Source organism: Tolypothrix tenuis PCC 7101, assembly GCF_963874875.1.
In the GTDB taxonomy this organism is placed as follows: Bacteria; Cyanobacteriota; Cyanobacteriia; order Cyanobacteriales; family Nostocaceae; genus Aulosira; species Aulosira tenue.
On sequence record NZ_CAWNJS010000001.1, the window covers coordinates 2,475,204 to 2,497,748 of the forward strand.

The window sequence follows — 22,545 nt, forward strand, 5'->3', positions numbered from 1 at the left end:
GAAGGATGGCTTCCCGCAGGATGGGGGATAAGGGGAAATTACCAACACCCAACACCAATTCCGAAAACATAATTAAAAGATTTTCTAATTGTTATCTAGAATACCGACTCTAATAAAGACAGGTGATATTCTTTAGTTGTGTGTGAGGAGCAAGTTAAAACAAAAAGCGCCTAGGGTGGAAACACGGCAACACTCCTGGGCGTTTTTTGCTTATTTTAGAGTCAAATTTTTTGTAGATTGGGAGACATTTACAATGTCTCATTTTTTTCCTTCAGCCTGTCCAGTCTACGCACTTTAAAATTTTATACAACATATTCAACAGGTTTAGCAGGTGCGATCGCAAATTCTTGTATTTTTTTTTGCAGCACCACAGCTTTAGTCAGCTCATCGGTATTGAAATTAGATGATGAGCGTAGAAACTTGCCAATCTCACAAGATTGTGGTTTTTAGCTAATATGTAAATTAAATAACCCAGAGCTTATACCCATTCAAAATCGCTGTAAAAGATTTTATTCATTCATTATCAGGGGTAAAAATAATGGAAACCTTTAATGAGTACCATTTAAACTCAGCAGAATTTCCCTTCCTAGAAACTTTACAAGATAACTGGCTAGTAATTAGAGATGAGTTTAAACATTTTATTAATAACGCATCTCCTGAAGAAATAAAATTTACTTATGAGGTGCTAGGCCCTAAAAGTAAAACTATTAAAACAAAGGGCAATTCCAAATATAGTGCTTTTGGTATATTGTTCCAAGGTCTTTTTATAGAAGAATATATCAAACTACATCACATAAAATATCCCGATTATGGGACAAATGATGCATCAGCTAAAGCGTTGGAAATCAGAGAGAAATACTTTCCTAACTTGGCTAAGGTAATAGAAAAAGTTAACTTTAGCAATGAGGATATTATTAGAAACGCTTATTTTGGTACATTTCATCCAGGTTTGGATATCAAGCTGCACGTAAACTATAACCCGCACATGAATCGGGGCTATTTAGGTTTGATAGTTCCCGAGGGAGATGTGGCGATGAAAATCTGCCATGAGCAGCTTTATTGGCATGAAGGTGAGTTTTTGATTTTAGATCATAGTTATCCACATTGTCCGCATAATTATACTAATTATGACCGGACTGTTTTGGTTGTCGACTTTTTTAAACCGGATAAACCGAGAGCAGAAGTTATCCAATTTGAACAAGAGCAAATTGCCCAAAGAATGCAAGATAATCCTTACAGCTTAGGTGTTTTTGGTAAAAGCGATAAAGCAAAAGAAGAAGATTTTATCAAGTACGGTTTAGCTCATCAATTAGAGTGGGATAAAGCATTGTAGGGGAGATGAGGCAAGGGGGCAGGGAGCAGGGAGCAGGAGAGAAATAATTAATGATAAACTCCAAACACTCAACACCAATTACCAATTACCAATTACCAATTACCAATTACCAATTACCAATTACCCATTACCCATTACCCATTACCAATTACCCATTACCCATTACCAATTACCCATTACCCATTACCAATTACCCATTACCAATGCCCCATGCTTAATGACCAATACCAATCATAAATGAATATAAAAACCTACAGGAAATTAATCGCAAAACAACTGAATCAAGACTTTAAATCTGCTGTTGAAATTGTGGAAATACCGATTCCTATTCCGGCTGCCAATCAACTATTAATTGAGAACAAATTCGCTGGTGTTAATGGTGGTTTTGACACCTTACTTTGTCGGGGAGAGGTTCCCTATTTTCACTTAACTCCGCCCTTTGATTTGGGTGTAGAAGCAGTAGGAACAGTTGTGGCTGTAGGTGAAAATGTACAAGATTTTCAAGTCGGTGATGCGGCAATAAGTACAGCGCGAGGTGGTGGTTATCGAGAATATCAGGTTATTGATGCTAATTTAGCGGTGAAAGTGCGGGAAGCAACTCCAGAGGTTTTAACGCTCATGCCTACAGGTGTATCAGCTTTGGTGGCGTTGGAACAAGTGGGAGAGATGAAAAGTAATGAGGTGGTTTTGGTAACTGCGGCGGCTGGTGGTACAGGCCATATTGCGGTGCAATTAGCCAAGCTAGCAGGTAATCATGTGATTGGTACTTGTAGTTCTGAGGCGAAGGCAAAGTTACTCCAAGAATTAGGATGCGATCGCATTATCAACTATCGTACAGAAAACCTCGACCAAGTCCTCAAGCAAGAATATCCCAATGGCATTAATTTAATTTTTGACTGTGTAGGCAAACAAGTGTTTGATACTTGCGTTGACAACTTAGCAGTACGGGGACGGTTGGTGGTAGTGGGTTTTATCTCGGAATACGCCAAGAATATAGAACAAATTACCCAACCCCGCATTTATCACCAGCTATTTTGGAAAGCTGCTTCTGTGCGCGGCTTTTTAATGCCACATTACCGTGAGTATATGCCAGAGGCGCGCGATCGCCTTTTAAATCTCTTCTACACTAATAAAATCAGAGTTAACGTTGACCCTACCCAATTTAAAGGTATAGAGTCTATTCCTGATGCGGTTGAATATCTGCTCAGTGGTCATAACTGTGGCAAAGTAGTTGTCAAGTTTTAATATTCTTCAATTGCAAAAACAATGACACAAAATGCAGAAAATACTTTAAAAATAGCTCAACAAGCATTTGAGAAATTTACCCACGCCTTAGCCACAGGCGAATGGCAAGAATTTCTAGATATGCTGACAGAAGATTTTAACTTTTGGTTTCCAGTTGGTAAATTCCACGGTTTGAATGAGGGAAAAGCACGGGCTAAAGAATTTTTTGAATATGTGAGTGCGTCTTTTCATCCTGGTATCACGCTAACTTCACTAGACCGAGTTACCAGTAATGAAACAACTGTGGTGTTTGAATTTCGAGATGAAGGGCTATTATTCGGAGAACCTTATAAAAATCGTATAGCAGTTTCTTTTGATGTGCGTGGCGACAAAATTTGCGCCTACCGAGAATATTTTGGTAGCGATGGTAAATCTTATTAGGACTTACGCAAGTGTCATATTTTTTTCGTGTAGGTTTGTCCAGGGTCAAATGTCAAGAGTCCAAAAAACCTCAATTTTTGACTCTTGACTCTTAAGCCAGAGGAACACTGTGCAAGTTGCGTAAGTCCTACCTATTAAAGAAAATACAGTTCAGTTAAGAAAATTAATTGATCATAAAACCAAAAAACTAGTACCGCAAGGCGGAATTCAAAATTCAAAATTCAAAATTAAGACAGAGTAATAATTTTGGAGGGGGTTTGGGGGACGCAACCGTCACCCAATCGGGGGTTTGGGGGAGAATCCCCCAATTCTTCTGGCTTCTTGAATAACTGATAAATCAATCCCTAATGAGCTTAACTGAACTGTATTCTTACTTTTGACTTTTGTACAGACGCGATTAATAGCTTCTCTTTGACTTTTGACTTGTTCAGTTAATTATTTTCAAAGTTTGGTTGATTAATTTCTTTGGATTTAGCCTCTGCTGCTTGATATGCATCCAAGTAATTTTTACCACCCAACATCACATCACCATAATACTCATAAGGCGCATCGCCATAGATGGGTAGCGGGTCATCTTCGGGATAATCTTCTTTTGATTCTTCGATAATTTCTTTGAGTTGCGTGACATTAAAACTTGCTGCTGGAAAATAGTAAAGCTGCTGCGAATCTTTTTTCAGAAACGGTAGATTGGGATCGACAATAGACTCTGCTAATTCAATCCAAGCGTGTTCAATAGGTTGATATGGCTTACCAGGGAACACTAAAAATCCCTGAACATACTGGGCTTGATCAGTCGCCAGTGCTGCTTTATAAGCATTATCAAAGGTTTTTTTAGCCTTGCTTTTAATCCGTTGAGAAATCTCAACCGAAAGCGCTTCATCCAATGGTTTATTCATCGATAAAAAGAAGTCAACCTCTGCGGGGAATTCAAAATTCAAAACTCACAATTACAATTCCCATAAATATTTATGGGCTTGTATTCTGTTCTTCTTTAGTCAAGCACCTACTTCAACATCCTAGCATTCACCAGGACAGTCAACAGTCACCGAACCGCATTACTTTCCTCTCCCGGCTAAATCTTGGGCTTTCGCTTCTGGGTCAAATTTTAAATTAGCATTCCACTTTTGGGCTTGGCGGAATTTTGCGATCGCACCATCAGTATCGCCTACTGGCGCTAACTTCTCACCTTGCATAATTAAGACTGTGGCTGCTTGTAATAGCAGAGAGGGATTTTGACAGGAGTTGAGTTCGGCTAAGGTTTCCGGGTGCACAATTAAGTAATTATTGATCAAGCCACAACCATCTTTTACCAACTCATCTAAGTTGAAATTCCAAAGAGTGATTTTGTTGTCAGTACTTGCAGAAGCTAACCGTTTTCCATCTGGACTAAAGGCGACGCTTCTCACCCAATTACCATAGTTGCTAGTTATGGTTTTGAGAACTTTCCCAGTGGAGACATCCCAAAGTTTGATAGTGCTGTCATCACTCCCAGAAACCAACTGTTTCCCATCTGGGCTAAAGGCAATACTATTGACTAAATCACTATGACCGCTAAGGGTTTGCAAAACTCTACCTGTGGAGAGTTCCCAAATTTTGATGGTGTTGTCATGACTCCCAGAAGCCAACCTTTTTCCATCAGGACTAAAAGCAACAGTATTAACCCAATCGAGATGACCACTGTTGGCGTAGCGTTCCCCTGGTAGAGTTTGTAGTAGTTTGCCAATGGTGACATCCCAAATTTTAATGGTGTTGTCACTACTCCCAGAAGCCAACTGTTTACCATCTGGGCTAAAGGTGACACTATTAACTGAGTCACGATGACCGCTATTCAAGAATACAAAAAACCCACGGAAATTGTGCAGAACTTTGCCAGTGTTGACATCCCAGATTTTGATGGTTTTGTCTTTACTACCAGAAGCTAATTGTTTACCATCTGGGCTAAAGGCGACGCTTTTGACCCAATCGCGATGACCATTTTTAGCGTTGGTTTCAGAAGGAAAGGTTTGTAGGAGTTGACCAGTGGTGACATCCCAGATTTTGATGGTCTTGTCGTCACTTCCAGAAGCTAATTTTTTGCGATCGCTACTCAAGGCGACGCTATTTACCGCCCCCCGATGACCGCTAAATGTGTGCAGCAGTTGACCAGTGGTGACATCCCAGAGTTTGATGGTGTAATCGTTACTCCCAGAAACCAAGCGTTTACCATCACTGCTAAAAGCGAAACTATTGACCCAAGCCTCATGTCCACTATTGGGGTTACTGTCGGAAGGAAGAGTTTGCTGCACCTTACCAATCGTCACATCCCAAAGTTTAATGGTGTGATCGTTACTCCCAGAAACTAACTGTTGACCATCACCCCTAAAGGCTACACTATTGACCGCTTCGCGATGACCGCTAAGAGTTTGCAGCAGTTTAGCTGTGGAGACATCCCAAAGTTTAATGGTCTTATCATTACTCCCAGAAAGCAACTGCTTACCATCTCTGCTAAAAACAACGCTATTCACCGGATTGCTATGACCGCTCAAAGTTTGCAGTACTTTGCTGTTGCTAAAATTCCAGAGTTTGATGGTGTTATCACTGCTTCCAGAAGCTAACTGTTTACCATCTGCGCTAAAAGCGACGCTATTGACCGACTGGCTATGACCATTAAAGGTTTGCAGTACTTTCCCGGTGGAGACATCCCAGAGTTTGATGGTCTTGTCCTTACTCCCAGAAACTAATTTTTGACCATCACTACTCAAAGCGACGCTATTGACCACATCACCATGACCGCTAAAGGTTTGCAGCAGTTTTCCAGTGGAGACATCCCAAAGTTTGATGGTCTTGTCCTCACTCCCCGAAGCTAATTTTTGACCATCACTACTCAAAGCAATGGTTTTGATCACACCGCTATGACCATTAAAAGTTTGCAGCAGTTTCCCGGTGGTCATATCCCAGAGTTTGATGGTCTTGTCCTCACTCCCTGAAACCAATTTTTGACCATCACTACTAAAAGCGATGCTAGTAACAGAGTCTTGATGACCGCTATCTATATAGCTTACTGTTGGTGTAGCATCTCGTAGATGGGGAAGAGTTTGTATAACTTTACCTGTGGAGACATCCCAGAGTTTAATGGTATTGTCATTACTTCCCGAAGCTAATTTTTGACCATCGGGGCTAAAAGCAACACTATTGACCGCACTATTATGATCGCTGAGAGTTTGCAGTTCTTGAAATTTATTCTGGGGTTGTAAATACACCGCCTCCCGCAATCTTCCTACAACGTGCATTTGGGTAATGGCTGGTGGTGGATTTAATTTCTGCAGTTTTTTCACAGCTTTTAACGCTTCAATAATCGCATCTCTGGTTTGACCGGAGGCGGAAAAAGTAGCTGAGGAGTTAACCAGGGAGTTAATTTCGTTGATTTCCGCTTGTTTTTTTTGCGCTTCCGCCTCTAATGCCCATCGCCATGAGATAATCGCCAAACTACCGAAGATTAATCCTGCAGTAACGGAAACAATTAAACCAACTTTGAGTAAGCTATTCAGCTTGGCTTCACCCAGTTTTCTTTGCTTCCTTTCGTTTTCTAGTTCCGCCATTAACTCTTTCAGCTTCGGTTCTTGTTGCTGGCGAATAAAAGCGGCTAAATAGTCATGTACCAGTTGATAACGCCCGGCGGGGTTTTCTTTTAACAAAACCACTAAGCCTGATTTCACAAAAATTTCTAAAACTAACGCTAATTTTTGGCTCAGAGATGATTCCCTAGGTAAAGTAGGAGTTTCATTGAGATATTTTTGACTTTTTCTCAGCCTTCGCCTTCTATTTCTTTGCTTCCGCGTCTCATTCTCTTCCTGAACAAAGGCTTGTAAATCCCGTTCTAATTCCACCAGGGTCCTCAGAGGTCGAGTACCTTTCTCATCAGTGAGCAAATATAGTAATAAATCTGCCAATTGCTGATTGTCAGCACCACAATCATGTACAACTTCATCTAAATAATGCTTTACTAGTTGTTCTTTTGTACCGCGTTGCCGATATTCTGCCAAAGTTGTAATATTCTCAGTCTGCAATTGTGCGCCTATCACTTGTAATTCAATTGGACGCACTTCCCCTAGTTCGCTGGCTAAATCTTGCACTAGTTGGTCAACTAAAGTAGGCTCTAAGCGAAAGCTGGTATTCTCAGTTAAGCGCTGAATAATTGATTTCGCATCACTAGGCGAAAAATTGCCCAACTTATAAAGTACATTTTTGCTGAGAATATCATTATTAATAATCTGCATATTGGGCAAATCATTGCATTCCAGCAAATAATGCAAGTAATCTAACCGCAACGACAGGATTACTTTCACAGACAGAACATTAAAACATTCTCCCAAGAACTCAAAAAATTGCCGCCTCTGCGCTGGTTCAGGGTAAGTGAAGAAAAATTCTTCAAATTGGTCAAAAATTAACACAGTGCGGAGGTTTTTTGCTTCATTTTCCCGTAATTGAGCAAGTAAGTTGAGAGGAGATGAGGAAGATAAGGGAGATGAGGGGGATGAGGGCGATAGGGATGAGGAAGTTTGAGAATAAAAACTCGGAGTTTCTTGATCTGAACTCGGCCTTTCGCGTTCCAAACTAGAAGTTTCTCGTTCTGAACTCGGCCTTTCCTGTTCCAAACTAGAAGTTTCTCGTTCTGAACTCGGCCTTTCATGTCCCAAACGAGAAGTTTCTTGTTCTGAACTCGGCCTTTCCTGTTCCAAACCAGAAGTTTCTTGTTCTGAACTCGGCCTTTCCTGTTCCAAACCAGAAGTTTCTTGTTCTGAACTCGGCCTTTCCTGTTCCAAACCAGAAGTTTCTTGTTCTGAAGCTAAAGCTTGAACTTCCAAACTAAAACTTTTCCCTCCCTCATCCCCCTCATCTCCCTCATCTCCCCCATCCCTCCTCTCCCTTAGCGCCTCAATCATCACTCGCCCCAACTCTTCTTCCCAGTGGCTATAAAAGCGCATGACAACAGGTAAGTTATCTTGAATACCAATGGCTTTTTGTTTTAAAGCTGGAACCAATCCCGCGTTAATTAAGGAACTTTTACCTACACCCGATTGCCCATGAATGACTATCAACTTATAATCAGGGCGACCAATGCGCTCAATTAAGCGTTCGACATCAAGTAAACGACCAGAGGCGGCGATTTCTGGAGAAATATTCTCTTTTAAAGTGGCTGATGCGACTGTTTCTGCAAATACTTGTTTGGTTGAGCCTAAACGTCCAGCACCAATAAACGCCCGTAAGCCAAATTGTTGCTCAACGGAACGCTGCTGTTGTTTAATTTCATAAGCTTGGGCATATTCTTGCTGTTCAAAATAAAGTCGTTGGAGATAATCGAGAATTTGAATATAAAGTTTGAGGTCTTTGAGCGGATTAGTATGCTTTTTCGCAGCTTCTAAGCTAGTAATTGCGTCTTGAGTTTGCCCTAAATGATATTGAGAAAGCGCCAGGATAAATTGATATAAGCTGAAATCATGAGCAGCAATCAATTTTTCTGGTAATTCAGATAATAAACCCGATTCTACGTGAGGAATAGCTGACCAAATTTGCAATGCTTGCTGAATAAAATTATTCGCTTCCTGCCAAGATTTTTGCACAAGAGCGACTTCGGCTAAAAAGCCATAATCTTTTGCTAATTCTCTTGATTGATTGTTAGCTTGATGTATTACTAAAGCTTGCTGGGCAAAACTTTTTAGCTGGTCTGCAAAGTTTTGAAACTGCTGCCAAATCCTCACATCACGAAGAATATCACCTAGTTGTTCGATGGCATCAGCAATTAACTGCGGATTTTGAATTTCAGCGAGTAAGTCTATATATTGTTGTAAATAATTTTGAGTTTTCTGCCAATTATAATTATTAATATCTAAATATTTGGCAGCTTTGAGGTAATAACACAGAGCTATATTGCCAATAATCTTGACTTGCCGTTCTAAGTTATTACTTTTCTGCCAAAGTGTGAGCGCTGTTTGATAATGTTCTAAAGCCGCATCTAATTGATGATTGACTTGTTTGATTAACCCCAGCAATGATTCGATATCAGCCTGAATTTCTAAGCTGTTAAATTCGGAATCACCCAGCAAATCTCTCTGGGCGGCTTGGAGTTCTGTCTCTAATCTGCGATATCCAGCTAAACTCAATGTCAAGTTATTACTAAACCACTGATCGGCAGTTTTTTGCAAAAAAGCAACTAAATCTTGTTTGGAAATAGCAAAGTTTCTAGTAATCGCCCAACTTTCTAAATCAGGCGCAACTTGCATCAGTTGCTTGTGAACTTCATCGTTAATCCACAACACCAAAGGGAAAGGACAATGCTTGCGAAATTCTTCCCGCACTTGATTTGCAGAACTCAGCATCTGCGGTAAATCTTGCACATCCTCTAAACCCACCACCATTAAACAAGCTGGTAATTTTTCTGCAAACTCCTCGCGGATAGCGCTGTACAGCGTTCTGTTAGTTTGCTGGATAGTTAAAATGCTGATTTCCACCCGACAAATTTTTGGTAATTGCACCAGGAGGCGATCGCGCAGGTTAGTATAGTTGCACTTTGCCAAAATTAGCTTAAACTGCCCCACAGAAGCTTCTAACGCCCAAGCTAGTTGTTGCAAAGTGCGATCGTTATTTTCTGGTGGGTGGTTGTCATTCATATATGGGGATTGGGGATTGGGGATTGGGGAACTCGGGGCCCCCTCTGGGGATAAGGGGTAATGGGGACTGGGAAAAGCTGAGGGGAAATTATAGAAAGTTTTTATCCTTATTGATGTACATCAGAGATGATGACGATATGTGCGATTAATAATTATTGCGAAGAATATATACCTAAAGGCGTATTGCCAAAAGTCAATTTCTTTATATCATAATTAAATGCGATCGCTCTTAAGAAATAGAAAAATTCTAGAATTAAAAGCATATTTAATTCACACTTGCGTAATAAGTTCTAAATAATAAGAGTGTTATCTTAAAAGCAAGGTCATTTACTCAATTTTTGAGGAATAAATCATGACTGCAACGCTTTTAGCAGGTAGTTCTATAGAGTCGTTTTTAGGTAAAGAAGCAGAAGACCTGCTCACCTATAAAGCAAAAGTTTCTCAAGATTTATTACATTTACCGGGGCCAGACTTTGTGGATCGAGTTTGGCTAAACAGCGATCGCAATCCGCAAGTATTGCGTAATCTGCAGCAACTCTATTCTACTGGTCGTTTAGCATATACTGGCTATCTCTCAATTCTGCCAGTAGACCAAGGTATTGAACATTCAGCCGGAGCATCGTTCGCGCCTAATCCGATTTATTTTGACCCAGAAAATATTGTGCGGTTAGCAATAGCTGGAGGTTGTAATGCTGTTGCTACAACTTTAGGTGTCTTGGGCAGTGTTTCGCGGAAATATGCTCACAAAATACCCTTCATAGTCAAAATAAATCATAACGAACTTTTGACTTTCCCCAATCAATTCGATCAAGTCTTATTTGCTGATGTCGAACAAGCTTGGAATTTGGGTGCAGCTGCTGTTGGTGCGACAATTTATTTTGGTTCCGAACAGTCAACTCGACAAATTCAAGAAATTAGCCAAGCTTTTAAATACGCCCATGAATTAGGGTTAGCAACTATTCTCTGGTGCTATCTGCGAAATGACGCTTTTAAGCAAGATAAAGACTATCATCTAGCTGCTGACCTCACCGGACAAGCAAATCATTTGGGTGTCACGATTGAAGCAGACATTATTAAGCAGAAGTTACCAGAAAATAATCATGGTTACGCTGCTGTAGCCAAAGCAACAGGCGAGTCTTACGGTAAAACCAACGAGCGGATTTACACAGACTTGGTAACCGACCACCCCATTGACTTGACACGCTACCAAGTACTGAATTGCTACTGCGGACGCGCAGGATTAATTAACTCTGGTGGTGCGTCTGGTAAAAATGACTTTGCTGAAGCAGTTCGTACTGCGGTTATTAATAAACGCGCTGGTGGTACTGGCTTAATTTCTGGACGTAAGGCGTTTCAACGTCCCTTTGAAGAAGGAGTGAAATTATTTCACGCTATTCAAGATGTTTACCTATCACCAGATGTGACCATAGCTTAATGCAGAAAACATAGCAAATTGGATTTTGAATTGGTATAAGGTGGGTCATGTATCCACCTTAATTTTTCATAAGAATAATCAATGCTAATCATCAAAAATCTAGCTGGCAATTTACTTGATAAAGAGATGAGACTAGACTAAATTTTTGCTAAATCCTCAGGCACATTAAACTTTAATAACCTATCATCACAACTTGGTAATTACAGGCAATTGCCATTTCATGCTCAATGACAGCAGAAAAAGTATGAAAAGAGGGAAAGTTTTAAAAAATTAAACAATAATTCCGTTGAAATATCCCTTTAAAAGGTAATAATATAATGCTCACAAAACTCTGATTGTGAATACAATTTTTTTTGACTGAGCTTAAAAATTTATATATTGAAAATCCCACTATGCAGGATTATAATTTTCAAATTCTGTGCTATAATCGTGGATATAAAGATTATTTTCGGTTGAGCTATTCGTTTTGATTTCACTAAAGCGTCTCTCCGAATTTAAGTCTCTACGCTAACTGGATTCGGAGACAAACCATGTCGATTTATGTTGGGAATTTGTCCTATCAGGTTACAGAAGATGACCTGAAACGGGCTTTCGCGGAATATGGAACAGTTAATCGCGTTCAACTACCTACAGACCGCGAAACTGGTCGCCCACGTGGCTTTGCATTTGTGGAAATGGACACAGATGCTCAAGAAGTAGCTGCAATTGAAGCACTAGATGGTGCAGAATGGATGGGACGCGATTTGAAAGTCAACAAAGCTAAACCTCGTGAAGAAAGAAGCCCTGCTTCTCGTGGTGGCTGGAATAACAATAACCGCAATAATCGTCGCTACTAAGCCTGGCGCTGAAAACTTAAAATCTAGAGTCTCCAGCAGATAAAGCCAAAGGCTCAATTCTGCTGGAATATTTTATTTTGTCTATTCATCCACATTCAGGAGGAATGAGAATGACCCAAGTAGTTTTAGGAGAGAACGAAGGTATTGAATCAGCTTTACGAAGATTTAAGCGGGAAGTTTCCAAAGCCGGAATTTTCCAAGATATGCGTAAAAAGCGTCACTTTGAAACGCCTTTAGAGAAAGAAAAACGCAAAGCAGTTGCAAGACACAAGCAAAGTCGTAGACAACGTTCTCGCTACAAATAAAATTTCTTAGAAATTTGCTCTTCGACTAAATCACTGTGTTTAACTACCATATTGGTAGCTTTACTATCAGCAAGCCCAAAGAAGAGAAGAGGCTAGAAACTAGGGACTAGGGACTAGGGGCTAGAGACAGCTAGACATCAATAATCACCTTTAGTAGTAGCACTGTTTTAGCTTGCAGTGCTACTACAAATGTATATAGAACTCCAATACTGCTCGGTTAAGGATTTTCAACTCTTAATTTGGTTTGGGGAAAAGGTGAAAGCGTAAGGGTTAAAGGTTTTTTCTTGCCCCTTTTCCCCTTCCCCTTTTGCCCTTAACCGACAAGTATTGTATAGGAATCTTATTTAATTTTTGTAATTCATGTAGCGTGCTTAGGGATATTTATAAAATAAATCTTCAGTAGGGTGTGTTAGCCTAACGCACCATCCATGCGGCGATGCGTTACGTTTCTTTTGCGGAACTTACAGCTATGTAGAGCTATCTTCTTTGTATACTTACAAAGTGTCGCAGATACTTTTAGAATATCATCTCTGATTCTAGGTTTTCAGATACAATGTTGCGCCTTTATCATCTTTTAATTGGTGTTATCTTGGTAGCACTAATCCCAGTGGGAATTAAATTTGTTCCACCTCTGTTTTCTGCAAACAATCCCCAGCAGAAAAACCCAGCAGTACAGCCGTTAAATAAACCTAGTCCTAATGAGGGAGAAGGGAATATTTGGCAGGAAATTTTAGTTAATAAGAGTGCGCCAAATAATTGGCAAGTTGTTCCTTGTAAGGGAAATGCACCGCTTTTATGCGTTTCAACCCAAGGCAAGCTTTTAGGTACAGTTGAGATTGGAGTTTACCCATTAGCAAACAATCCCGATTTTCAAAAGAAACTAGAAGCAGTTGGGATTCCCGCAGGTAGCAAAGTGGATTCCCAGAATCCTCAGTACCAAACTCAGATATTGACAGCACTAAAAGCTTGGGTCACAGACTACTATAGTGCTATCTCTAAAGACCGTCAGGCTACTTACAAAAACGATATTATCTTCTCTAGCCATCCCCCCCAAACAGTAACGATTGGCAAACTTCCAGGACTCCGTTATGGATTTGTGGGAGTAAAACGCCAAGGAGGAGTGCAAGAACAACATATTGGTCATGTAACCTTTGATGGAACTTCACTTTACGTAATTACTAGTGGCTATGACCCTGCTTCAGCTACAGGTAAGTTTGATAAGTTAGAAGACTGGGCCATTTTCCAACCATATTTATATGCGATCGCAGCTGATCTCAATTTGCCCCAAAAATAAATTATTTGTTATGCTCTCAAAAAGAGCCGACTACCTGTAGTCCCACAAGCGATTCCCCCGCGTCATCACTGCTAATAATGGGAAATAAAATTAACCCATGCTTTTGGCTAAGTTCTAATTGTGCTGTCAGGTATCCTAGTGCAGCCCCAGCTAGCACTTCGGTAAGACGATGACGATTGAGGTTGATTCGGGAATAGGCAATCAAAGATGCGCCAGAATACCAGATGAGTGCCGAACCTGGATGATAATGGCTTTGTACAGTAGCGATCGCAAATGCTGCTGTCGCATGACAACTTGGGAAACTATCACGGGAGTCGGAATCGGGGCGCTTCACATCTGTAATTTCCTTTAAAGAAATACAAAGCAGAGTACTGGTAGTCAGGGAGTCTAAAGCCCGTAAAGCGTGTTGTCCGCCTTGTTTCCCATCTTGCAACAGAGGTAGGGTAACACCAGCACCTAAGTACAGCGCAGTTCCGCCACCGGAGACAAAATTAGACAAGTCTTTGTCAAAAGTATCTGCGATCGCTTTCGGAGCCAAAATCGTACAGTATAGGGCAATTAAAGTAGGGCATAATGTTATTAACCCGGAGATAAACAGGTTATTTTGCATTTGATTTATGTATAGTAATTTTTGATAACAATTTTCATGCATAATAAATAGCGATCGCCGCCATTTATTTAAAATAAATATCACTCTATTTAGAGAGGCAAAATAGAAAACTCTCTTTTACTTTTTCCAAGAAACCTTTACATCATTCGGTTATTAATAATTGGTTTGAGTAATAGATAATTGCAAACATTACCCATTACTCAATACCAATTACCTCTCAGATTAAATCTCAGCCACAGCTCGTTCAATCAAACGACGTGCCAAAGTTTGCGTCCCAGTGTGTTCGTAGTAGTTAGTTGCCACATCCAAAAACGCCCCCAGGTAGTCTAATTTATCATTAGAAAATTCGACAAAATTTTGCAAATGACCGACAACGTTTTGTGGAGTTAAATTATTGGCAGTAACTAGATCACCCATCCAACCTTTAACTGAGTCAAAGCTTTGACCAATAAAGTTCAGCTTCCCACTATCATTGTTACCTGGGATAACATCTTTGATGCTTTGAAAAGTTGAGTTTTGTGATAATTCCTGGGGATTTGTTTGACTGATACTAGATAAAGCTTTGCTGATAAAGTCAGGCCCTAAAGGTATCAAACCATCAACGCAGACTAATGCAACCATGCGAATCAAAGATTCACCAGCATACTCACCTAAAGAAGCAACAAAATCACCAATGCTGTCTCCGGGAATACCATTAATTTGGCAGAAGGCTACTAATTCAGCTACAACTTTTAATGTCAAGTCAATAGTTTGGGCTTTGTCTGGTTTGGGAGTGACACTATTTAAAAAACCTAACAGAGGAATTTTCTCACCCACCTTATTAGCTAAAGCTGCTGCACCTAGGGCTTTATCTGTACCATCAACAGTTTGATATAGCCACAAAGCTGTTTGATATCCTTGAGATTTATCGTTGAATAGATAAATTGCCCGTTCGCCAATTTGTTGAATTAGGGCTTCGTCACTTTCACCAGTCACGGTTTTAATGGTATTGACAAAGCCTACAGTATTTTGCCACTCACCAGGAGCAACAAAATCTAGGGCGTTCAACATAGAAACAGTTAAATTACTGGTTGGTAGTTCATCAACCAACTGAAAAATCGCTTTACTCAAAATAATCTCCTGATTGCTGTGATGTAATTTTTATTTCTCTTGTGCAGCTTATACCAATTTTGGATTTGAGATTTGAGTATTGAAAACCTCTAACACAAGGCTGCTTCCAAATTCTCAAACAATACTAATTATGCCAATTTGGTATTATTTGAGTCTCGCCAAACCATTCAAATCGAATTTTTCTAACCAAGCTTCTCTATCTGAGGCTGTAAATGTTGGGTCTTTGGAAATTGCTTTTACTTGGTATTTACCAACCAAAATTGAAGTTTGAGTATTACCAAGTGTAACTGCAGGATAACCAGCAACTTTTTTGCTACTATTGGAGAATTTTGCTGCTGCAGTGGGAGTACTAGTTGTGTCGGAAATGGCTAGTTGTGCTACAACCTTGCCACCTTTTTTCAAATTCGCTTCCGAAAAGCCTTTTTTCTCTTGAGTATAAACGCGTTGGTAGCCATCCCCTCCACTAGGGAAGAATTTGTTCAATTTACTACCCTGAGTTGCATTTTTAGCAACTGCTTGACCACTTCTTTGGCGACTACTTTCTTGCTGCGCCTGATCAAAACGTCCAGGGGTTTTAGCGCTACAGGCTGATGTCAGCAATAATACTGATATTAACAAAGCAGCTAAAATCCTACGCCCACGGGTTAAAGTCATGTTGAGCTTCTCCTTAATGCTTGAGCTTTGAGGCAATTATCAGCGCTTGTCAGGAGTTTCGCAAGAAACTTTACTTTTTGATAATTATTGGTGGGTATCCTGGATTACAGATGTGTTGGGGAGTTGGAGATGAGGAAGAATCGCAATGATTTTTGAATCTAGCAAATAATGGCTGATAGCAACAACTAAAAATAGCCAATCGCTAATGTTCTCACAACTAGCAATTGGCTATTTTTGATGACTAACAATTGACAAATCCCTAAGTTAATGCTTCAGCACCACCAACAACTTCTAGAAGTTCTTGAGTAATTGCAGCTTGTCGAGCTTTGTTGTAAGACAACGATAGGGTTCTAATCAATTCACCGGCGTTGTCACTGGCGTTGTTCATTGCCGTCATCCGTGCGGCTAGTTCACTAGCAGCTGATTCTTGTAATGCCCGTAATAGCTGGTTACCCAAATATAAAGGCAATAGTGAATCCAGAATTTGTACTGGATCTTGTTCAAAAATCATGTCCCGCGGGAAAGGACGGGCTTCGGTAGTCACTTTTTGGCGTTCTACTTCAAATTGACCACCACGGGTTGTCAAGCGGAAGATTTCGTCATCCGCTGCTTCTAAGCCTTGAGGATCTAAAGGAAGTAGGGTTTGCACAACTGGACGTGAACTCACCAAGGAAACAAATCGAGTGTAGATTAATTCGATACGGTCTACACTTTCCGACAGAAACAAAGACAACAATTCGTCAGCAATCTTTGTGGCTTCTGCTGCGGTAGGAATTTGTTCTAAACCGCTGTAGGTAGCATCAATTGGTTGGTCACGGCGTTGGAAGTATTGGATAGACTTGCGTCCTACCAACACAAATTTGTAATTAATACCTTCGGCTTGGAGTTCCTTGGCACGATTTTCGGCACGGCGAATGACGTTACTATTGTAACCGCCACACAAACCGCGATCGCCTGCAATGACTAACAGTCCTACTGTTTTAACTTCCCGTTTTCTCAGCAGCGGCAAGTTGGCTTCTTCAAACCGCAGACGGGTTTGCAAACCATATAAAACTTGCGCTAGTTTATCAGCAAAAGGACGGGTAGCTAATACTTGCTCTTGCGCCCGGCGTACTCTCGCCGCCGCTACCAGCCGCATAGCTTCTGTGATTTTTTTGGTGTTTTTGACCGACTGAATGCGATCGCGTATTGCTTTAAGATTGGGCATATTCCGATTTTAGATTTTAGATTTTAGATTTTAGATTTGGAGTTTCGGATTTTAGATTTAATCCAAAATCCAAATTCCAAAATCCAAAATTGTTACGCTGTTGCTTTGAAGGTCTTCTTGAATTCGGTTAGCGCTTCCTTTAAAGCAGCTTCTTCTGCGTCACCCAGTGCTTTGGAAGATTTCACTGCTTCAGCGTACTGAGGTTTGCCGGTCTTCAAGTAATCGCGGAGACCTCTGGTGAAGGTGGTAACTTTGTCTACAGCGATATCATCTAAATAACCGTTGATACCAGCGTAAAGAATAGCTACTTGCTCGTATACAGACAGTGGGTCATTTTGGGGCTGCTTCAGGAGTTCCCGTAAGCGCTGACCGCGTGCCAACTGGTCTTGGGTAGCTTTATCTAGGTCAGAAGCAAATTGTGCGAAGGCTTGCAGGTCGTCAAATTGTGCTAGTTCCAATTTAATCTTACCGGCAACTTTTTTCATTGCCTTGGTTTGCGCCGCAGAACCTACACGGGATACGGAGATACCGGGGTTTACAGCAGGACGGATACCAGCGTTGAACAAGTCAGAAGACAAGAAGATCTGACCGTCGGTAATGGAAATTACGTTGGTGGGGATGTATGCTGATACGTCACCTGCTTGGGTTTCGATGATGGGTAGAGCTGTCATGCTACCTTTACCCAATTCATCACTCAGCTTCGCTGCTCTTTCTAACAAGCGAGAGTGAATGTAGAATACGTCTCCAGGGTAAGCTTCCCGTCCGGGTGGACGACGTAGCAGCAAGGACATTTGCCGATAAGCTTGGGCTTGTTTGGAGAGGTCATCGTAAATGACGAGAGTAGCTTTGCCTTTGTACATGAAGTACTCAGCAATGGTGGCTCCGGTATAGGGAGCGAGGAATTGTAGGGTTGCAGGGTCACTGGCGTTAGCGGCGACGACTACGGTGTAGTCCATTGCGCCTTTGTCTTGCAATGTTTGAACAACGTTAGCAACGGTGGAAGCTTTTTGACCAACAGCAACGTATACACAAACTACATCTTCACCTTTTTGGTTGATGATGGTGTCAATTGCGATCGCGGTTTTTCCGGTTTGACGGTCACCAATGATTAACTCCCGCTGACCACGACCGATGGGAATCATGGAGTCGATAGCTGTAATCCCGGTTTGCATCGGTTCGTGTACAGAACGACGAGCAATAATACCAGGTGCTGGAGATTCAATCAAACGGTTTTCTGATGTCTTGATATCTCCCTTACCATCGATAGGACGACCTAAGGCATCCACCACGCGTCCAATCAAAGCTTCCCCTACGGGTACTTGGGCAATTCTACCAGTAGCAGTTACAGAGCTACCTTCTTGAATTTCCCGACCTTCGCCCATTAACACCGCACCTACGTTGTCTTCTTCCAAGTTTTGGGCGATGCCTACTGTACCGTCTTCAAATTCCAATAGCTCCCCAGCCATAGCCTTTTCCAGACCATAGATCCGGGCAATACCGTCACCTACTTGGAGTACGGTACCGACGTTAGCAACTTTGACATCTTGGTCGTATTGCTCGATTTGCTGTTGAATAATGCTACTAATTTCGTCAGGTCTGATTGAAATGCTCATATGTCTAACTTTTTTTCTTGGGAGACGGAACAGAGTAATCGGTTCACCGAAACTACTGAATTTCTATGAACTGCTTAAGCGCAAAGAAAGGCGACGCAACTGACCCCGTAAACTAGCGTCAATTACCTGCGATCCTACTTTAATGATCAAACCACCAATTAAGTCGCGGTCGGTTTTGATTTCCAGTTCTACTTGGCGAGCATTAGTGATGGACAGAACCTTGTCTTTTACAGCTTGTTGTTGAGCTTCTGTGAGGGGAACAGCTGAAGTTACTTCCGCTAACACGGTTTGATTCAGCTGGCGCAACAATGCTAAATACTGCTGTAAAATCTGCTCCAAGAAGAAAATCCGGCGCTTGTCTACCAGCAGTTGCAAAAATCTGCGTAAGTACTGATTTGCGCCATCACCCAATATTTGGGTGATCACTGCTTTTTTCTTTTCAGGCTGAATAAAAGGGTTGTCAATTAAGTTTTGCAGTGGCGCTGAATTTTTCAACAAATTCAGTAATGCCCGCGCATCTTCACCAAATTCTTCCGTCAGATTTTGGGATTGAGCAATTGACATCAGAGCCTGTGCGTAAGGTTGGGCGACTTCGGCTGTTTCTACATTACTTTTCATCAGCTTCCTCCCACCTGCGCGATACTGCGGTCAATTATTGTTTGTTGAACATCGTCAGCAATACCAGTCCGCAGTTCTGACTCGACTTTTTGCAATGCTAATGCAGCTACCCGCTGCCGTAGTTCGGCCAGCGCTCGCTCTCTTTCTGTGTTCAAATCTGCTGCTGCAGTTTGTTGCAAGCGTTCTACGTCTTGCGCTGCTTTTGCCAACAGAGCTTCTTTAGCCGCTTGGGCGCTTTCTTCGGCAGCTTTGCGGATGCGTTGCGCTTCTGCCTGAGCTTGAGTTAACTGCTCCTGCGCCTGAGATAAAGCAATTTGTGCCTCTTTTTGGCGCTTTTCTGCTTCCCGAACTGCGGTTTCAATATTTGACCGTCGCTCGGTGAGGATATTGCTTAAAACTTTACGTCCGAAGTAGAATAATATGCCAACCAGAATCGCTAGGTTAATGAGATTGGTTTCAAACAGGTCTAGGTTTAGACCGAAACCACCTTCTGCTGCGCCTTCTGCTAATTCAGAGTGTTCTGTGGCAAGTAATAAGAATGTGCCCATGTTACCCATCTACAAGTGCGCTGCTCGCTTGCTAATACGTTGTATTTTCCCCAAGGGAAATAAAGTTGCTTAACCTCCCCAAGGAAATCAAGTTTCTTAACTTCCCGAAGGAAAAAAGTGCCTTTTTTGACACTTAATTAAGCGCTTCGTGGCAATTGCCCATCTGCGCGTATGCTTTCACAGAACCTAATACTGTCGCTTATCTAGCGAGAGCCGGCCCTAATAGTTTTTCTAGAATCTGTCTGCTTAGAGCATCAACTTGTTGTTCTAACTCGCTAAAAGCTTGTTGTTTTTGTTGCTCTATTTCAATAGCAGCGCGTTCTCTCTCTTGTTGAGCTTCCTGTTGCGCTTCAGCGATTTTTTGGGCAGTAATTTTCTTAGCTTCCAACTGAGCTGCTTCTATAGCTGCTTGCGATTGCCTGCGAGCGTCTGCTAGTTGTTGCTCATATTCCTGGGTTAAGCGTTCGGCTTTAGCCAAGCGTTCTTTGGCATCAAGGGTATTCGTTCGGATGTAATTATCGCGATCGTCCAGCACCTTGGTCAGTGGCTTATAGAAAATTACATTCAACAAAGCTGCTAACAACAGGAACTGCAATGCCATCAATGGCAAAGTAGCATCGAAATCAAACATTTCTCTCCTCTTTGGCTGGAGTAGCAGTTTTCATGGCTAGCAATAACATCCAACCGTTTATATTTTAGGAACCCTTAGCCAACAAGGGTAACTTACATCAGAACGACTAAATACCCAAAAGATTTTAATTGTAGAGGCGTGAAGAGTCACGTCTCTACAATCATAAAACTTTTAGGTCTTAGGAAAATGGGTTAGCGAATAGCAACACCAGCGCGATTACCAGACCGTAAATGGTTAGGGATTCCATGAACGCCAAGGTTAACAGTAGAGTACCCCGAATTTTGCCTTCTGCTTCGGGTTGACGGGCGATACCTTCTACTGCTTGACCTGCAGCATTACCTTGACCGATACCAGGGCCAATTGCAGCTAAACCAATTGCTAGAGCAGCAGCCAGAACTGAAGCAGCAGAAACTAATGGATCCATGATGATTTTCCTTGCTTGAAGTACAGAACTAACAAAAGTAGGTTAACTAGTAAAGACGTGGTTTCCACGCTGCACCAAGTTCTCACAAATCGCACTGGGCGATGTTTTGAGCATCTATGCTCGTCGGAACTGTGCTATCTCCTGAGAAGCGTTAATGATGCTCCTCATGCTCATCTCCGCCATGTCCCTCCATCGCCTCATGAATATAAGCCCCAGCCAGGGTAGCAAATACCAGGGCTTGGATGGCACTGGTAAATAAACCCAAAGCCATGACAGGCAGAGGTATAAATAGAGGAACAAGCAGAACCAGCACCGCTACAACCAATTCATCCGCCAATATATTCCCGAATAGACGGAAGCTTAGGGAGAGGGGCTTGGTGAAATCTTCTAGGATCGCGATCGGCAACAGAACAGGCGTTGGCTCAATATACTTTTTAAAGTAGCCCAAACCCCGCTTGCTAAAACCGGCGTAAAAATACGCCAAAGAGGTCAGCAATGCCAATGCTACGGTCGTATTGATGTCATTGGTGGGAGCTGCGAGTTCTCCTGAAGGTAACTTGATTAGTTTCCAAGGGATGAGCGCGCCTGACCAGTTCGATACGAAGATAAACAAGAACAATGTGCCAATGAATGGCACCCAAGGGCGGTACTCTTTCTCACCAAGTTGGTTTTTTGCCAGATCCCGAATAAATTCTAGGGCATATTCCATCAAATTTTGGATGCCGCGAGGAATTCTTTGGGCATTGCGAGTAGCAGCTAGTGAAGCTATTACTAGAACGCCAATCACAAACCATGAGGTGAGAAAAACCTGCCCATGAATTTTCAGATTGCCCAATTGCCAGTAGAAATGATGACCTACTTCTAATTCGGCTAGGGGAAATGAATTAAAGGCGTTTAAGACACTAAGCATTTGCATTCTTCAAGCATTTTCCCCAACGAGCGAGGATGGGAGTATTGTCTTTGTGAGCCTGACTTGTTAAGAATCAGGAAGAAACGCAGTTTGCACGGTGTAGACGAGGAGCGTGGCTTTGTAAGTTAGAAATCCCAAGAAAATGGGCAAGATCTGTAACTCATGCCATTGAGTTGCTAATACAATCAACCCAATAAATAGAGCAAAACGACTTTTACTCAGACGCTTTTTCTCACCACCGAGTCGCTCAACGTCTTTGGCCAGCATTTTTAAGTAAACCACACCTGTACACGCTCCAATCAAATAATTCAGAGCAATGTTTAGCGAATAAAAAATCCACACAGAGATAAATATTATCCCTGTCAACACAAGTGTGATTACCAACAACTTCTGGTAGAGTTGATAGAACTCTCCCATAGAGTTTACTCGTTCTTCGTCATCAGAACCAGATTGAGCATTTGGTGTTGTTGTTGGAGTCGATGCAGTTGATTCGTCTGACAAGCTCACGAGACTCGAAACCAGTACAGATAAGGATGATGACTGCACATCCAGTCAGCTGAATCATATCACGATCTGGTAACAATACTTTAGAAAAAAACAATTAACTTGTTGTTCAGCAGCCAGCAACCAACCAAATAAGGCGCAATGAGGAGAAACAGAGAAAGGGTTGGAGCTAGCCACAGACACCTTTACAATAGCTCTTGA

The 22,545-nt window shown here is 41.6% G+C and carries 21 protein-coding genes; 8 read left to right on the plus strand and 13 right to left on the minus strand.

Annotated features, from left to right (window positions below; genetic code table 11):
• The first annotated feature begins 538 nt into the window (after positions 1-538).
• The 4 genes from AACU25_RS10195 to AACU25_RS10210 are packed head-to-tail and all read left to right on the plus strand — an operon-like array spanning position 539 to position 2,998.
• Positions 539-1,333: an aspartyl/asparaginyl beta-hydroxylase domain-containing protein gene (locus AACU25_RS10195; protein ID WP_096575243.1), complete on the plus strand. Its 795-nt coding sequence runs from the start codon at positions 539-541 to the stop codon at positions 1,331-1,333.
• A gap of 50 nt (positions 1,334-1,383) precedes the next feature.
• Positions 1,384-1,551: a hypothetical protein gene (locus AACU25_RS10200; protein ID WP_190446117.1), complete on the plus strand. Its 168-nt coding sequence runs from the start codon at positions 1,384-1,386 to the stop codon at positions 1,549-1,551.
• 19 nt (positions 1,552-1,570) lie between these two features.
• Positions 1,571-2,578, plus strand: coding sequence for a quinone oxidoreductase family protein (locus AACU25_RS10205; RefSeq protein ID WP_096575245.1), 1,008 nt, complete (start codon positions 1,571-1,573; stop codon positions 2,576-2,578).
• A gap of 21 nt (positions 2,579-2,599) precedes the next feature.
• A complete protein-coding gene (locus AACU25_RS10210; RefSeq protein ID WP_096575247.1) occupies positions 2,600-2,998 on the plus strand; it encodes a nuclear transport factor 2 family protein in 399 nt (132 codons plus the stop codon).
• Between the two features lie 431 nt (positions 2,999-3,429).
• On the opposite strand, the gene AACU25_RS10215 is transcribed toward AACU25_RS10210, so the two are convergent.
• A complete protein-coding gene (locus tag AACU25_RS10215; protein ID WP_096575249.1) occupies positions 3,430-3,894 on the minus strand; it encodes a hypothetical protein in 465 nt (154 codons plus the stop codon).
• 159 nt (positions 3,895-4,053) lie between these two features.
• Entirely contained in the window at positions 4,054-9,645 is a 5,592-nt protein-coding gene (locus AACU25_RS10220; RefSeq protein WP_096575251.1) for a WD40 domain-containing protein, read from the minus strand.
• 352 nt (positions 9,646-9,997) lie between these two features.
• On the opposite strand from AACU25_RS10220, the gene AACU25_RS10225 reads away from it, so the two are divergent.
• The 4 genes from AACU25_RS10225 to AACU25_RS10240 all read left to right on the plus strand — a co-directional run bounded on the left by AACU25_RS10225 (position 9,998) and on the right by AACU25_RS10240 (position 13,515).
• Positions 9,998-11,080: a class I fructose-bisphosphate aldolase gene (locus AACU25_RS10225; protein ID WP_096575253.1), complete on the plus strand. Its 1,083-nt coding sequence runs from the start codon at positions 9,998-10,000 to the stop codon at positions 11,078-11,080.
• A 530-nt stretch (positions 11,081-11,610) separates the two neighbouring features.
• The gene (locus tag AACU25_RS10230; protein WP_045870433.1) at positions 11,611-11,916 is read left to right on the plus strand and encodes an RNA recognition motif domain-containing protein; all 306 of its coding nucleotides are present in this window, start codon (positions 11,611-11,613) and stop codon (positions 11,914-11,916) included.
• A 110-nt stretch (positions 11,917-12,026) separates the two neighbouring features.
• Positions 12,027-12,221, plus strand: coding sequence for a 30S ribosomal protein S21 (gene rpsU / locus AACU25_RS10235; protein WP_045870434.1), 195 nt, complete (start codon positions 12,027-12,029; stop codon positions 12,219-12,221).
• Between the two features lie 553 nt (positions 12,222-12,774).
• Positions 12,775-13,515 carry a hypothetical protein gene (locus tag AACU25_RS10240; RefSeq protein ID WP_096575255.1) on the plus strand — a complete coding sequence of 247 codons (741 nt, stop codon included), beginning with the start codon at positions 12,775-12,777 and terminating at the stop codon, positions 13,513-13,515.
• A gap of 16 nt (positions 13,516-13,531) precedes the next feature.
• Here AACU25_RS10240 and AACU25_RS10245 read toward each other — a convergent pair whose 3' ends face one another.
• The 11 genes from AACU25_RS10245 to AACU25_RS10295 all read right to left on the minus strand — a co-directional run bounded on the left by AACU25_RS10245 (position 13,532) and on the right by AACU25_RS10295 (position 22,347).
• Complete coding sequence (locus AACU25_RS10245; protein WP_199347353.1) at positions 13,532-14,209, minus strand: phosphatase PAP2 family protein; 678 nt, start codon at positions 14,207-14,209, stop codon at positions 13,532-13,534.
• A 138-nt stretch (positions 14,210-14,347) separates the two neighbouring features.
• Complete coding sequence (locus AACU25_RS10250) at positions 14,348-15,235, minus strand: hypothetical protein (protein WP_096575257.1); 888 nt, start codon at positions 15,233-15,235, stop codon at positions 14,348-14,350.
• Between the two features lie 144 nt (positions 15,236-15,379).
• Complete coding sequence (locus tag AACU25_RS10255; protein WP_096575259.1) at positions 15,380-15,889, minus strand: hypothetical protein; 510 nt, start codon at positions 15,887-15,889, stop codon at positions 15,380-15,382.
• Between the two features lie 259 nt (positions 15,890-16,148).
• A complete protein-coding gene (locus tag AACU25_RS10260; RefSeq protein WP_096575261.1) occupies positions 16,149-17,096 on the minus strand; it encodes a F0F1 ATP synthase subunit gamma in 948 nt (315 codons plus the stop codon).
• A 92-nt stretch (positions 17,097-17,188) separates the two neighbouring features.
• On the minus strand, positions 17,189-18,709 hold the full coding sequence (gene atpA / locus AACU25_RS10265) for a F0F1 ATP synthase subunit alpha (protein WP_096575263.1): 1,521 nt from the start codon (positions 18,707-18,709) through the stop codon (positions 17,189-17,191).
• Between the two features lie 63 nt (positions 18,710-18,772).
• Positions 18,773-19,327: an ATP synthase F1 subunit delta gene (gene atpH, locus AACU25_RS10270; RefSeq protein ID WP_096575265.1), complete on the minus strand. Its 555-nt coding sequence runs from the start codon at positions 19,325-19,327 to the stop codon at positions 18,773-18,775.
• Positions 19,327-19,884 carry a F0F1 ATP synthase subunit B gene (locus AACU25_RS10275; RefSeq protein ID WP_045870443.1) on the minus strand — a complete coding sequence of 186 codons (558 nt, stop codon included), beginning with the start codon at positions 19,882-19,884 and terminating at the stop codon, positions 19,327-19,329. Before AACU25_RS10275 ends, atpH begins: the two co-directional genes overlap by 1 nt.
• Positions 19,885-20,074: 190 nt before the next feature.
• A complete protein-coding gene (locus tag AACU25_RS10280) occupies positions 20,075-20,506 on the minus strand; it encodes a F0F1 ATP synthase subunit B' (RefSeq protein WP_096575267.1) in 432 nt (143 codons plus the stop codon).
• Between the two features lie 178 nt (positions 20,507-20,684).
• Positions 20,685-20,930, minus strand: coding sequence for an ATP synthase F0 subunit C (gene atpE / locus AACU25_RS10285; protein ID WP_008233924.1), 246 nt, complete (start codon positions 20,928-20,930; stop codon positions 20,685-20,687).
• A gap of 151 nt (positions 20,931-21,081) precedes the next feature.
• A complete protein-coding gene (atpB, locus tag AACU25_RS10290; RefSeq protein WP_190445802.1) occupies positions 21,082-21,846 on the minus strand; it encodes a F0F1 ATP synthase subunit A in 765 nt (254 codons plus the stop codon).
• Positions 21,847-21,906: 60 nt separating this feature from the next.
• Complete coding sequence (locus tag AACU25_RS10295) at positions 21,907-22,347, minus strand: ATP synthase subunit I (protein WP_045870445.1); 441 nt, start codon at positions 22,345-22,347, stop codon at positions 21,907-21,909.
• Positions 22,348-22,545 lie beyond the last annotated feature (198 nt).

Coding starts and splice junctions, on each gene's coding strand:
- AACU25_RS10225 (WP_096575253.1), top strand. CDS start 9,998: ATGACTGCAACGCTTTTAGCAGGTAGTTCTATAGAGTCGTTTTTAGGT.
- atpH (WP_096575265.1), bottom strand. CDS start 19,327: ATGAAAAGTAATGTAGAAACAGCCGAAGTCGCCCAACCTTACGCACAG.
- AACU25_RS10240 (WP_096575255.1), top strand. CDS start 12,775: ATGTTGCGCCTTTATCATCTTTTAATTGGTGTTATCTTGGTAGCACTA.
- atpE (WP_008233924.1), bottom strand. CDS start 20,930: ATGGATCCATTAGTTTCTGCTGCTTCAGTTCTGGCTGCTGCTCTAGCA.
- rpsU (WP_045870434.1), top strand. CDS start 12,027: ATGACCCAAGTAGTTTTAGGAGAGAACGAAGGTATTGAATCAGCTTTA.
- AACU25_RS10195 (WP_096575243.1), top strand. CDS start 539: ATGGAAACCTTTAATGAGTACCATTTAAACTCAGCAGAATTTCCCTTC.
- atpA (WP_096575263.1), bottom strand. CDS start 18,709: ATGAGCATTTCAATCAGACCTGACGAAATTAGTAGCATTATTCAACAG.
- AACU25_RS10215 (WP_096575249.1), bottom strand. CDS start 3,894: ATGAATAAACCATTGGATGAAGCGCTTTCGGTTGAGATTTCTCAACGG.
- AACU25_RS10275 (WP_045870443.1), bottom strand. CDS start 19,884: ATGGGTAACATGGGCACATTCTTATTACTTGCCACAGAACACTCTGAA.
- AACU25_RS10200 (WP_190446117.1), top strand. CDS start 1,384: ATGATAAACTCCAAACACTCAACACCAATTACCAATTACCAATTACCA.
- AACU25_RS10210 (WP_096575247.1), top strand. CDS start 2,600: ATGACACAAAATGCAGAAAATACTTTAAAAATAGCTCAACAAGCATTT.
- AACU25_RS10280 (WP_096575267.1), bottom strand. CDS start 20,506: ATGTTTGATTTCGATGCTACTTTGCCATTGATGGCATTGCAGTTCCTG.
- AACU25_RS10230 (WP_045870433.1), top strand. CDS start 11,611: ATGTCGATTTATGTTGGGAATTTGTCCTATCAGGTTACAGAAGATGAC.
- atpB (WP_190445802.1), bottom strand. CDS start 21,846: ATGCAAATGCTTAGTGTCTTAAACGCCTTTAATTCATTTCCCCTAGCC.
- AACU25_RS10220 (WP_096575251.1), bottom strand. CDS start 9,645: ATGAATGACAACCACCCACCAGAAAATAACGATCGCACTTTGCAACAA.
- AACU25_RS10255 (WP_096575259.1), bottom strand. CDS start 15,889: ATGACTTTAACCCGTGGGCGTAGGATTTTAGCTGCTTTGTTAATATCA.
- AACU25_RS10260 (WP_096575261.1), bottom strand. CDS start 17,096: ATGCCCAATCTTAAAGCAATACGCGATCGCATTCAGTCGGTCAAAAAC.
- AACU25_RS10205 (WP_096575245.1), top strand. CDS start 1,571: ATGAATATAAAAACCTACAGGAAATTAATCGCAAAACAACTGAATCAA.